This is a genomic window from Acinetobacter seifertii (assembly GCF_000368065.1).
GTDB classification, from domain to species: domain Bacteria; phylum Pseudomonadota; class Gammaproteobacteria; order Pseudomonadales; family Moraxellaceae; genus Acinetobacter; species Acinetobacter seifertii.
Genome location: NZ_KB851200.1, coordinates 70999 through 83359, shown reverse-complemented (window position 1 = coordinate 83359; position 12361 = coordinate 70999). Strand labels below are relative to the sequence as shown.

General features: G+C 37.4%; 11 protein-coding genes and 1 pseudogene. 5 read left to right on the top strand and 7 right to left on the bottom strand.

Going from position 1 to position 12361, the window contains the following annotated elements:
* Nucleotides 1-470: 470 nt before the first annotated feature.
* The 4 genes and pseudogenes from F985_RS07705 to chrA all read left to right on the top strand — a co-directional run.
* Nucleotides 471-827: pseudogene (locus F985_RS07705) on the top strand (tyrosine-type recombinase/integrase); the annotation flags it as partial.
* A 72-nt stretch (nucleotides 828-899) separates the two neighbouring features.
* Nucleotides 900-1778, top strand: coding sequence for a TIR domain-containing protein (locus F985_RS07700; RefSeq protein WP_000027438.1), 879 nt, complete (start codon nucleotides 900-902; stop codon nucleotides 1776-1778).
* Between the two features lie 333 nt (nucleotides 1779-2111).
* On the top strand, nucleotides 2112-3050 hold the full coding sequence (locus F985_RS07695) for a chromate resistance protein ChrB domain-containing protein (RefSeq protein WP_002065076.1): 939 nt from the start codon (nucleotides 2112-2114) through the stop codon (nucleotides 3048-3050).
* Nucleotides 3051-3096: 46 nt separating this feature from the next.
* On the top strand, nucleotides 3097-4518 hold the full coding sequence (gene chrA, locus F985_RS07690; protein WP_002040866.1) for a chromate efflux transporter: 1422 nt from the start codon (nucleotides 3097-3099) through the stop codon (nucleotides 4516-4518).
* 65 nt (nucleotides 4519-4583) lie between these two features.
* Here chrA and dmeF read toward each other — a convergent pair whose 3' ends face one another.
* A complete protein-coding gene (gene dmeF, locus F985_RS07685; protein ID WP_001175951.1) occupies nucleotides 4584-5519 on the bottom strand; it encodes a CDF family Co(II)/Ni(II) efflux transporter DmeF in 936 nt (311 codons plus the stop codon).
* Between the two features lie 55 nt (nucleotides 5520-5574).
* Here dmeF and F985_RS07680 point away from each other — a divergent pair, with 55 nt between their 5' ends.
* Nucleotides 5575-5844 carry a metal/formaldehyde-sensitive transcriptional repressor gene (locus F985_RS07680; RefSeq protein WP_000018740.1) on the top strand — a complete coding sequence of 90 codons (270 nt, stop codon included), beginning with the start codon at nucleotides 5575-5577 and terminating at the stop codon, nucleotides 5842-5844.
* Between the two features lie 31 nt (nucleotides 5845-5875).
* Here F985_RS07680 and F985_RS25660 read toward each other — a convergent pair whose 3' ends face one another.
* From F985_RS25660 to F985_RS07655, 6 genes are all read right to left on the bottom strand, one after another.
* The gene (locus F985_RS25660; RefSeq protein ID WP_000733641.1) at nucleotides 5876-6001 is read right to left on the bottom strand and encodes a YHYH domain-containing protein; all 126 of its coding nucleotides are present in this window, start codon (nucleotides 5999-6001) and stop codon (nucleotides 5876-5878) included.
* Nucleotides 6002-6092: 91 nt separating this feature from the next.
* A complete protein-coding gene (locus F985_RS07675; RefSeq protein ID WP_000895211.1) occupies nucleotides 6093-7400 on the bottom strand; it encodes an MFS transporter in 1308 nt (435 codons plus the stop codon).
* An 80-nt stretch (nucleotides 7401-7480) separates the two neighbouring features.
* A complete protein-coding gene (locus tag F985_RS07670) occupies nucleotides 7481-8119 on the bottom strand; it encodes a hypothetical protein (RefSeq protein ID WP_000282061.1) in 639 nt (212 codons plus the stop codon).
* A gap of 11 nt (nucleotides 8120-8130) precedes the next feature.
* Nucleotides 8131-8844: a HupE/UreJ family protein gene (locus F985_RS07665; RefSeq protein ID WP_001165581.1), complete on the bottom strand. Its 714-nt coding sequence runs from the start codon at nucleotides 8842-8844 to the stop codon at nucleotides 8131-8133.
* A 5-nt stretch (nucleotides 8845-8849) separates the two neighbouring features.
* Complete coding sequence (locus F985_RS07660; RefSeq protein ID WP_000181823.1) at nucleotides 8850-9221, bottom strand: hypothetical protein; 372 nt, start codon at nucleotides 9219-9221, stop codon at nucleotides 8850-8852.
* Between the two features lie 11 nt (nucleotides 9222-9232).
* Nucleotides 9233-12361 carry an efflux RND transporter permease subunit gene (locus tag F985_RS07655; protein WP_000460236.1) on the bottom strand — a complete coding sequence of 1043 codons (3129 nt, stop codon included), beginning with the start codon at nucleotides 12359-12361 and terminating at the stop codon, nucleotides 9233-9235.

Genomic DNA, 12361 nt, shown 5'->3' with positions numbered 1-12361 from the left:
TACAACAGACCATTCAAGCATAAGACCAAAGTGGATATTTGCAAAATTCCCCACCTTAAAATCAGTTTGGAATTCTACTAGAAATTTTCTTTCAACTAATATGATGTCCAAATAAGTAAAAAGATGTCTCTTTAGATATCACCTAATCCAATGTTTGATGAGGGGTAGGTTGAGGGGTAAAATCATAGATAAAAAACAAGCCCTTGTAAAAACAAGGGCTTATTTAAATATTTGGCGGAAGCGGTGTTAGTCAAATTAAACAACCAAACCACTGATAAACATACAAAAAATAATTTAATTTTAGTTTTTTACTGTTATTTTTACTACAATAAAATTTCAACCAATCATTTGTTTATATTTCATTCACCTGACACTATTCTTGCTTAGTAAGCTAATGATTGTAAATTACAAATCATCTTAAACTACCCATTCTAAGACAGTTCATGTAATTTTACCTCAATTAAGAGTTCATTCGAGAATATATTCAATTAGAAGATTTTATATTCCCCGCCCCACGTAGTGGTGAAATGCTTTCCGACATGCCATTGACTACACTAATCAAGCGTATGCATGAACAAGAACTAAAAAATGGCTTAGGCTATATTGATCCAAAACAGAATCGTATAATTACCACACATGGCTTTCGGTCTACTTTTCGTGACTGGTCTGCGGAAAAAACTAATTATGCGCGTGAAGTCTGTGAACATGTATTAGCGCACAAACTACCAGATAAAGTTGAAGCTTCTTACTTGCGTGGAGATTATCTAGATAAACGTAAAGAATTAATGGCAGATTGGGCAGAGCACTGCTCTACGCTTACAGAGTGATGTAACACATAAACCTTGTATTTCGCCTAACCAAATAATAATCTTACCCTTTATATTTATCATAGAGCCAACATGTCAATACAAACTATAAGCAGTACCATAACAAGGTTAAATAAGGAGTTAGCAGATATTACTCATCGAATGAGCTTAGAGCAGAAAAAGGGAGCTGATATAATTTCTAAAATTTTACAAATTCAAAATTCTATCGGGAAGACAACTAGCCCCTCTACATTAAAAACAAAGTTATCAGAAATTAGTAGGAAAGAACAAGAAAACGCTCGTATACAATCAAAACTTTCAGACTTACAAAAGAAAAAGATTGATATTGATAATAAGCTGCTGAAAGAAAAGCAGAACCTTATAAAAGAAGAAATACTGGAAAGAAAAAAATTAGAGGTCCTGACTAAAAAACAGCAGAAAGACGAAATTGAACATCAAAAGAAGCTGAAACGTGAAATTGATGCTATTAAAGCTTCTACCCAATATATTACTGATGTTTCAATATCATCTTACAACAATACAATACCTGAGACGGAACCAGAATATGATTTGTTTATTTCACACGCTTCAGAAGATAAAGAAGATTTTGTCAGACCGCTTGCAGAGACATTACAGCAACTTGGAGTAAACGTTTGGTACGATGAATTCACGTTAAAAGTTGGGGACAGTTTACGTCAAAAAATTGATAGTGGTCTCCGAAACTCTAAATACGGTACCGTTGTTCTTTCAACTGACTTTATTAAGAAAGACTGGACCAACTATGAACTTGATGGCTTAGTAGCTCGAGAAATGAATGGCCATAAAATGATTTTACCGATTTGGCACAAAATTACTAAAAATGACGTTTTAGATTATAGTCCGAATTTAGCCGATAAAGTCGCCTTAAATACTTCTGTAAATAGTATTGAGGAAATTGCCCATCAATTAGCTGATGTTATCTTAAATCGATAAGCGCCTTCTAAAAATTAAAATTTTGACTGAGATTTACAAATAACCTAATTCTCAGTCAACTTTTGAACACCCTACAATTTAGACACTTTACAATCAATAATTTAATTATAACTAAAACAATTTTTTTTGTGATGAGTAATACTGAATTCACAAATATTGATGTATATTGAAACAATAAAACCAAATAATTTATATAAAATCAAAAACTTAAAAAATTCTTCTTTAGCCATTTCCGCCCTTTAATATTTCTTTTGATATAAGAAATCGATTCTTCATATTTGTATCCAAGCCAAATTAATGTTATATATTTAACAAATAAGTTGAGTATACAACATGAAAATATCTTTACTCATATCCTCTTTGCCTACACAGAACACATCTACACGTATGAGAGTATGGCGTTCTCTTAAAGCAAGTGGAGCCGCAATCCTTAGAGATGGTGTGTATTTACTTCCCATTTCTCATAGCGAGAAATTTGATCCTATTGCAAGTGACGTTATTTCAGAGCAAGGCTCTGCGTATGTATTCCATGCGGAGCAGCCTTTAAACCTTGAATTAGCTCCTTTCTTCAGTCGAAAAGAAGAATACGATGTCCTCTATAAACAACTCTCTGAGTTAAGAGATCGTCAATCTAAAGATGAAAAGAAAGAGCTGCTCAAGCAAATCCGTAAATTAAGAAAAAGTATCGATGCACTCGTAGAAATTGACTATTACCCCGATGAGACTCAAGCACAGGTACTAAATGAACTTTCTGCTTTAGAGCTTTCAATAGCTCGACTTGGTGAAGTGAATGAGCCTCAAGCAATACAAGCACATATTCAACTTCTAGATAAAAATAGTTATCAAAACAAAATATGGGCAACTCGTAAGAGACCTTGGATTGATCGTCTAGCCTCTGCATGGCTAATCAAGACTTTTATTGATTCAACTCCTACATTTATTTGGTTAGAAACACCAAGTGAATGTCCAGAAGAAGCTTTAGGATTCGATTTTGATGGTGCAGCTTTCAGTCATATCAATCACTGGGTTACCTTCGAAGTTCTTTTACATAGTTTTAATTTAGAAACACCTGCTTTGAAAAAAATTGCAGAGATTGTCCACTATCTTGATATTGGCGGGATTGAGCCACCCGAAGCTTCAGGCATAGAAACCGTCTTTGCAGGAATACATGAAAACATTACAGATGATGACCAATTATTAGTCGCATCAAATGCAATCTTTAATGGCCTATTGTCTAGCTTTAATAAAAATAGCTCTGTACTGAATGATTAAACGCATCAAATACTTTTTAAATTTCAAAAATTTAGGTGAAATAGCAATGAATACAAATGAAGATTCCACTGCTTTAGCTGAAAGCATTCCCCCACATGAACTTCATGGTGTTTCATTTCGTGAAGCTTTTTGGGTATGGCTTAAAGTAGCTGCGCTTAGCTTTGGTGGACCTGCGGGGCAAATCGCAGTAATGCATAAAATTTTAGTTGAAGAGAAACAATGGATTAGTGAAACGCGTTTTTTACATGCCTTAAATTACTGTACACTTGTTCCTGGTCCTGAAGCACATAAGTTGGCTGTATACATAGGTTGGTTATTACACCGAACACGTGGCGGACTCGTTGCGGGTACTCTCTTTATTTTACCGGGTCTACTTGCATTAGGAATACTAAGCTGGATTTATGCAAGTTATGGTCAGATTAGTATTGTTCAAGCATTATTCTTTGGATTAAAAGCAGCCGTACTTGCAGTAGTTCTTGAAGCTGTCATGCGTGTAGGTCGTCGAGCCTTAAAAAACAAGGTGATGGTCATTGTCGCTATCTTGTCATTTATCGGCATCTTTATCTTTGCTTTGCCTTTTCCATTTATTATTTTAGTTGCTGCGCTTATCGGTTACATCGGAAATAAAAGTGGAAGTAAAGCATTTAACGCCTCCTCATCTCATTCTGACGCTAATAGCTCTAATGCTTCATTAGCAGCTATTGATGCTGCTTTTGCTAAGCAGATCCCAGAGCATGTACAACCTTCCCATACAAGAGCTCTAAAAATTACTCTCATTGGTTTGGTCTTATGGCTCGGCCCACTTATAGCTTTTATTACTTTAATGGGCAAAGATAATGTTTATACGCATATCGCTCTATTCTTCAGCAAAATGTCCGTACTTACGTTTGGTGGTGCTTATGCAATTTTATCTTATGTTGCACAGCAAGCCGTCGAAAACTTCCATTGGCTTAAACCTAGTGAAATGCTGATCGGACTTGGTATGGCTGAAACCACCCCTGGCCCCCTGATTAGTGTAGTTCAGTTTGTAGGCTTTATGGCAGCGTATCGAGACCCAGGATCATTGAATCCTGCCTTGGCTGGTACTCTTGGAGGTATATTAGCGAAATGGGTAACATTTGTACCCTCTTTTCTATTCATTTTTATTGGTGCTCCATATATTGAAGCATTAAGAAATAATAAGGCTTTAAATGCCATACTTTCGACAATTACAGCAGCTGTTGTTGGAGTGATCCTTAATCTATCAGTGTGGTTTGCATTACATACATTATTTGCTGAAGTTAATGTAATTCATAAATATGGAATGGTTTTACAAGTTCCAGTTTTATCCAGCATTAACCCATGGTCACTAATGTTATCAATCATAGCTATGCTTGCTTTATTCCGTTTCAAACTTGGAATGATGACTACTTTAGCTGGTTGCTGCGCTATAGGAATTATTCTTCACTTTTTCGGGATAAGCGGCTAATCACTTATAACTATATAAAAATGTTTTAGTTGGACTTATTTGTCCAACTAAAACCATTCAATAATTCAAATAAAATGTATTTCAACACTTGCATGCACAATTTCTTCATGGATAGAGAGTGCCTGTTTCACTACATCTGGTGTTAAATCTACACCTGTACTCTCTAAAGCCAAGATGCAAGAAAACTTGCCTCTACCAACTTTCCAAACATGTAAATCAGTAATATTAACTTGAGGAAATTCCTCTATAACCTCTTTGATTTCATCAACCACAGGGTGAGACATTTCTGCATCGAGTAGTGTCTTTCCTGTCTCATTTAATAATCCCCATGACCATTTAGCGACAAGAATAGCTCCAACTACACCTAATAGTGCATCTAAGAAACTCCAACCAAAATATTTCCCCGCAAACAATGCAACAATTGCCAATACAGAAGTAACCGCATCAGCTACTACATGCAGAAACGCCGCCTTTTGATTTAAGTCATGATGATCGTGGTGGTGGTCGTGTTCATGGTGATGATCATGCTCGTGGTGATGGTGGTGGCCTCCGTCATGTAATAACCATGCACAAACCAAGTTTACCAATAAACCAACAATTGCAATTGGTATTGCCTCATTGTAATGAATATTCACGGGATTCATTAATCGATCGATAGATTGAATACCCATTAAAAGTGCTACAACCATAAGTAAAATAGCACTACTGTACCCTGCTAGAATCTCAATTTTCCAAGTACCAAAACTAAATCGCTGATCATGAGCATAATGTCGGGCCATTCGATATGCGAAATAAGCTAAGCCGAGAGCAACCATATGTGAACTCATATGCCAGCCATCTGCGAGTAAGGCCATCGAATTAAAAATCCATCCCCCCAATATCTCTAGTACCATCATGATTGCTGTAAGAATTGTCGCAATCAGTATTTTCTTTTGTGCTAAAGGATTTCCTTCATCGAATTGATGAGAATGACGACGATCTAAGTTACTATGAAGTTGCATAAATTTTATCTTTCCAAGATACTCCCCCCAGTATATATTTTTTTTAGGAAAAATCATGTCTCATTTGCATCAAGATAAAAAAATACTTAATCGCATCAAGCGGATTCAAGGACAGGTTACTTCTGTTGAAAAGTCATTATTAACACCTGAAAGCTCTTGTCTTGAAGTATTACAACAAGTTGCAGCAATTAAAGGTGCTGTTAATGGGTTAATGCAGCAACTTCTTGAACAACATTTAAGAGAACATGTATTGAAAGGGGATCAAAATTTTGATGAAGAAGAAATGAAACAGTACTTATTATTATTAGATCGTTATTCAAAATGAGTAGAACAAAATGTTCTACTCATTTTTATTATTAATGGCAGTGACGATCCCCTGTCTTGCTATTCGTGTGGCAGCCTGAAGAATCAGTACCACCTGAATGAGCAAAAGCATTTGTTACCGCAAGCCCCATTAAACATACCAAGATTAGTTTTTTCATGTTGTTCCCCTTTTTTTATTGAACAATAAAATAAGCTTATAATTGTACAACAAACAAACGGAATCTTTCTAAGTCATTAGTCGAAAAAGAGTTATTTAGGCCACTTTTCATGATAGTCATCAATAATATATTCATGGACGTGTACTCCATTGATTCGATGCTGCTGCAAATGCTCATGATCTGGAGGTAAATCATCATGACTGTGGGGTAAAAGAGCCTCATCCTGTGATGGCCACAAACGCATTGCAAGTAATAAAGAAATCGTTGCAATCACTGCCATCGGTATAAAAGTTTGTAATGTTCCTATGTTAGTAGTGAGCCATCCAACCAAGGGATAAGTCACTAACCAGCAAGCATGTGAAAACGCAAATTGCGCTGCGAATAGAGAGGTCCTACTCTCACTCGATGCAGATTTTCGAATCAAACGGCCTGTAGGTGTTTGTGAAACAGAATATCCAATACCAAGCACAAACCAAAGTACAAGCAAACCATTATAAGATGTAATGAAATAACCACTTAACAGCCCAATTACAAGAATTGTTGTTCCCGTCAACATCACTGATCGATCTGGGAACTTATCCAATATCTTAGGCAAAATGAAAGCCGAAAGCATTGAACCAAATCCAAATAAACCAAAAGCCCAAGTAGTCGCATTTTCAGTTAGCTTAAATGTCGATTGAACCAATACCACGGTATTTACAATCACTACAGCGCTTGCTGACGCAATTGCTAAATTGAGAGCAAGCAATGCTTTAAGTCTAGGCGTATTAAAATAAATTTTAGCTCCCTGCTTAATACGGCTATAAACACCTCTAAACGCAGGTACTTTGGCAACTGGTAATTTCGCACTTACCACAAACAAAGCAGAACCGATAAAACCTAATACCGTTCCCAAAAATAAGTTGTGATAACTCATCAAAGTTAATAAAAATGCCGCGAGCATCGGACTAATAATATTTTCTAAATCATAGGCCAATCGTGATAATGATAGCGCATTGGTATAGTCTTTTTCTTCAGGTAAAACATCTGGAATCATTGCCTGAAATGTTGGTGTAAATGCAGCAGAAGCAGATTGCAAAATAAAAATGAGAATATAAATTTGCCAAATTTGTGTCACAAACGGTAGACACAATGCTGTTAATGCTCGAATAACATCTAGCCCAACCAATACTTTTTTTCTTGGTAATCGCTCAGCAAATGCAGATGCTATAGGCGCTACACCGATATAAGCAATCATCTTAATTGCCAATGCAATACCAAGAACTTGGGCTGCTTCCCCCTTTGCAATATCGTACGCCTGTAAAGCTAGGGCGATTGTGATTAACCCCGTTCCGATTAGCGCTATTACTTGGGCCAAAAACAAATGCCGATATGTTGTGTTTTTTAGTACTTCTAGCATCTTATGGATTCCTTTTAGAACCTGACTTCTTTAGCAATTGAATCTCCTTGGAATATTATTCCAAGGAGATTGATCAAAACTTAAAAGACTTTCTTCATTTCACTAAACTGCCCTTCTACAAGTAGAGTTACAGTCACTGGATTTTCCGTACGGTTACGCCAGAACCAACCATGCTTGCCATCAAAAGCTGCCTTTAAGACACCCTGCTGAGTTGTTTCATTCTTTCCTTTTCCATAGCCATGATAGAACCCTTTAGGAGCGTTCACTGGATCACCATGGGTATCATAATTAAGACCACCTCCAACAGCTTTCCAGTCAAAGTTGACACTTGCACTTTGTGGCATCGTCAGTTTCACTTCGGTTGCTTGGCCCGGTTTAAGCTCAATACTAATGCTCTCTTTATTAATAGCAGGCATAATCATTTGAGCATTATCAGTTGCCGTTTGAGTCGAAGTTTCTACTGATATTTGTTCAACACTATTCACTGCCTGTGCAGCATTGATACCATTTTCTGACTCTTCAGTTAGTGATTGTTTGATTTCTCCCATTTTCGTTAAACCAAGCACTTTACCCATACCTGTCGGATCAATTGCATACTCCGCAGGCATGACACAGGTAACTAGCACAATAACGGCACTTACGGCAGCAATTGCTGTTGATTTAATTAACTTTTTTGATGAAGGTAATTCGATATCTTTTGGAATTTCAGCGTTATACATAATTTAGATCCTTATTGAGTAATGAAGCCAGTAAGTTGATAGCCAACAAGTAAAAAACCGAGGAACATGAGGAAGACATTGCTTTGATAAGCTGTTTTAAAGAAATAAGGTGTCTTTCTCCAAAACGTCATTAATAACAAGATGATGCACAGAGCCATAAACTGGCCTAATTCAACCCCAATATTGAATGAGATTAAATTTGCCAACAGTCCATCACTCGGAACTTCATATTCCTGAATTTTTACTGCGAGTCCAAAACCATGAATCAGACCAAAAATTAAAGTCGCGATTTTCGTGTTTGGTTGAAAACCAAACCAACGCTGATAAGCCCCCAAGTTATCTAGAGCCTTATAAACAATCGAAAAACCAATGATTGCATCAATGATGTAGGCGTTTATCGAGATATTGTAATAAACACCCACCAGCATCGTAATCGAATGCCCAAGTGCAAATAGGCTGACGTACAAGCCGATATCTTTCATTCGGTATAAGAAGAAGATAATGCCAACAAGAAATAGTAAATGGTCATATCCAGTGACCATATGCTTCGCACCCAAATAGATGAATGGAATCACATGAATGCCATAAATTTCTTGAATATAGCCCTTATCACCTTCCGCTACTCCATGAGCAAAAAGTGTAGGGCTTACCAATGTAATGAATAAAGCAAGTAATAGCTTTATGTAAGCACTTAATTTCACAATGTGTGAAGCAATAATTTGCATGTATATCAAACTCCAAAATTTAAAATGAATTGAAAATCCATTAACTTTTTGGGCGGTTTAAAAATACGACTCACCATCAGATAAACATATTCTTTTGACCAATCTAAAATCGAAATCCCTTTTAAGAGATGAGCTAAAGCGGCCGATTTAAGTACGTCATAGCCAACAAAATGTTCATAGTAATTATCTTGGTGACTATGTGAATGTTGTTGGCTTATCTCATGATGGTGAGAGTTAATTGCATCAATTGAAACGTGTCTCTGAAATTCATTTTCAGTTACATGCTCTTTAAAGTGCAAACATAAAGCGAGACTGATCATGCAGACTAGCAACATCATCACAAATTTGTTTTGTTTATCTCGCAATATATTTGTCATTAAAGATGCCCCTAAACAACCTGTTTAGCAGCTTCGTTTGATTTTCTTGACCTACCTTGGTTAAACCACACATATAAGGTTGGCAAAATAATCAAAGTCAGTAAGGTTGATGAAATAATCCCACCAATAACAACAGTTGCAATTGGGCGCTGAACTTCAGAGCCAATGCCTACGTTTAAGGCCATCGGAATAAAACCTAATGAAGCGACTAAAGCTGTAATCAACACGGGACGGAGTCTTTCCATTGCACCATGTTTCACTGCATCAATGACACTTTCACCTTGAACTCTAAGTCGCTGAATGGCTGAAACAAGAACCAAACCATTCAGCACAGCAACACCCGATAAGGCAATGAAACCCACAGCCGCAGAAATTGAGAATGGAATATCACGTAGTGCTAAAGCAATCACACCACCTGTTAGTGCAAATGGCACACCTGTGAATACCAAGATACTGTTTCTAACATTACCTAAAGCCATATAGATCATGGCAAAGATCAGAATTAAAGCAATCGGTACTACAACCATAAGACGATTTGAAGCAGATTCCATTTGCTCAAACGTACCGCCCCAAGTCAGCCAATAACCATCTGGTAATTTAAAATCAGCATTCAGCTTAGATTGTGCTTCTGAAATGTAACTACCAATATCAGTTCCACGAACATTTGCTGTAATGACGATACGCCGTTTACCATTTTCGCGAGAAATCTGGTTTGGTCCTTGAACGTTTTTTAACTCGATCAATTCTGATAAAAGAACACTCGAACCATCAGCTAAGCTCACAGGAATCTGATACAGCTTTTCTAGATCTGTTACCGAGTTTTGATCCATACGTACCACAATGTCGAACTTTCGATCTCCTTCAAACACCTTACCTACTGTCTCACCTGTGATTAGGCTAGAAACCTGTTTTTGTACATCCTCTGCATCAAGCCCATAGTTGGCAATCATGTCTTTTTTCAGCTCAACAGAAACCATGGGTAAACCAGACATCTGTTCGACTTTAAGATCAGCAGTACCTTTGACTCCCTCTAAAATCTTAGCGGCAGCGTTTGCTGATTCAAGCAACTGCTCTAAATCATCACCATAAATTTTTACGGCAACATCTGTTCGGACACCTGAAATAAGTTCGTTAAAACGCATTTGAATCGGCTGTGTAAACTCATAATTGTTTCCATATACGCCTTTAGATACGCGTTCAATTTCAGCAACAACCGCAGACTTTTCCTTATCAGGATTAGGCCACTGACTACGAGGTTTCAGCATGACAAAGTTATCTGCTACGTTAGGTGGAACAGGATCAGTCGCAATTTCAGCAGTCCCCACTTTGGCAAAAATAGTCTGAACTTCTGGAATTTTCTTAATCTCTTTTTCTAACGTGTATTGCATTTCAATTGCTTGAGTCAACGACGTACCAGGGATACGCAAGGCATGTAGTGCTACATCTCCCTCATCCAAGGAAGGTATAAACTCTGAGCCTAAACGAGTCGAAAGACTTGCACTAAAAACAAAGAAAATAGAGACAAAAGCGATTAGCAAATATCTGTGATTTAAAGACCAATCTAGAATTGGGTTATAAAATCTTTTGATGCCATGGACGATTTTTGACTCTTCTTCTTTAATTTCACCAGTAGTGACCAATGCCACCATTGCAGGGACAAACGTAATTGAAAGAATCATTGCTGCCACTAAAGCCATAACCACTGTTGCAGCCATTGGTGTAAACATCTTTCCTTCAACACCAGTCAGAGTCATTACAGGTAGATACACCAAGATAATGATCAATTGACCATAGAGAATCGCTTTGCGGGATTCTTTAGTCGCCTCAAACACAGTCGTAAAGCGTTCTTGCCTTGTTAAAACTCGCCCAAGCTCTTTTTGTTTAATTGCCAACTTTGCTAAGGAGGCCTCAACAATTACAACAGCACCATCTACAATAATCCCGAAATCTAGTGCCCCAAGACTCATAAGGTTTGCACTAATTTTCTGGTTCACCATACCTGTGATTGTCATCAGCATGGATAAAGGAATGACCAAAGCGGTAATCAGCGCAGCACGGAAGTGACCAAGAAATACAAACAGAACAACGATTACCAGAATCGCACCTTCTAAAAGATTCTTTTTCACCGTCTGTATCGTTGCATCAACCAAAGTTGTACGGTTATAGACAGCTTTTGCTTCCACACCTTCTGGTAATGATTTTTGAACCTGTTGTAGCTTTTGATCAACAGCGTGAGCAACATTTCGTGAGTTCTCACCAATAAGCATGAATGCTGTACCCAGTACAATTTCTTGCCCATCTTTAGTTGCAGCACCTGTACGTAATTCGTGACCAATAGATATTTTGGCAACATCTTTCAATCTGAGGATATAACCATTGCTCGTCGTAATCGGGATATTCTGGACTTGCTCAATCGAGTTAATTTGAGAATCAGAACGAATTAAATACTGTTCACCATTTTTCTCAATATACCCCGAGCCTTTATTCATGCTGTTCTTAGAGATAGCCTCTAAAATTGTCTTCTGATCCAGCCCTATGCTACGTAAATAAGCATAATCAGGTTGAACTACAAATTGTTTGAGATAACCACCAATGGTATTGATTTCATTAACACCCTCTACATTTCGAAGCTGAGGTTTAATCACCCAGTCTTGTAAGGTGCGTAATTCCGTTGGTGAAAGTGGATTAGGATTGTTCTTGGCATTTTCAACGGTATACATGAAGATTTCGCCAAGTCCTGTAGAAACAGGCCCCATAGAAGTTGCAATTCCAACGGGAAGATTTGGTGTCACTCCTTGTAGCTTCTCATTGACTAATTGTCGGGCAAAATAAATATCCGTCCCTTCTTTGAAAATTGCCGTTACTTGAGATAGACCATATCGAGATACGGAGCGTGTATAGTCTAAATTTGGAATACCTGCCAAAGCAGTTTCAATGGGATAGGTCACTTGAGACTCCATCTCCATTGGAGAGAGTCCTTGAGCTTCACTATTAATCTGGACTTGTACATTCGTAATATCAGGGACTGCATCAATCGGTAACTTGAAATAGTTATAAACCCCTAATGCACCAACAAATAAAAATACGATAAGTACAAGCCAACGATTCTTAATCGAGAGCTTAACAATCTGGTCAAACAT

Coding starts and splice junctions, on each gene's coding strand:
- F985_RS07700 (WP_000027438.1), top strand. CDS start 900: ATGTCAATACAAACTATAAGCAGTACCATAACAAGGTTAAATAAGGAG.
- F985_RS07695 (WP_002065076.1), top strand. CDS start 2,112: ATGAAAATATCTTTACTCATATCCTCTTTGCCTACACAGAACACATCT.
- chrA (WP_002040866.1), top strand. CDS start 3,097: ATGAATACAAATGAAGATTCCACTGCTTTAGCTGAAAGCATTCCCCCA.
- dmeF (WP_001175951.1), bottom strand. CDS start 5,519: ATGCAACTTCATAGTAACTTAGATCGTCGTCATTCTCATCAATTCGAT.
- F985_RS07680 (WP_000018740.1), top strand. CDS start 5,575: ATGTCTCATTTGCATCAAGATAAAAAAATACTTAATCGCATCAAGCGG.
- F985_RS25660 (WP_000733641.1), bottom strand. CDS start 6,001: ATGAAAAAACTAATCTTGGTATGTTTAATGGGGCTTGCGGTAACAAAT.
- F985_RS07675 (WP_000895211.1), bottom strand. CDS start 7,400: ATGCTAGAAGTACTAAAAAACACAACATATCGGCATTTGTTTTTGGCC.
- F985_RS07670 (WP_000282061.1), bottom strand. CDS start 8,119: ATGTATAACGCTGAAATTCCAAAAGATATCGAATTACCTTCATCAAAA.
- F985_RS07665 (WP_001165581.1), bottom strand. CDS start 8,844: ATGCAAATTATTGCTTCACACATTGTGAAATTAAGTGCTTACATAAAG.
- F985_RS07660 (WP_000181823.1), bottom strand. CDS start 9,221: ATGACAAATATATTGCGAGATAAACAAAACAAATTTGTGATGATGTTG.
- F985_RS07655 (WP_000460236.1), bottom strand. CDS start 12,361: ATGTTTGACCAGATTGTTAAGCTCTCGATTAAGAATCGTTGGCTTGTA.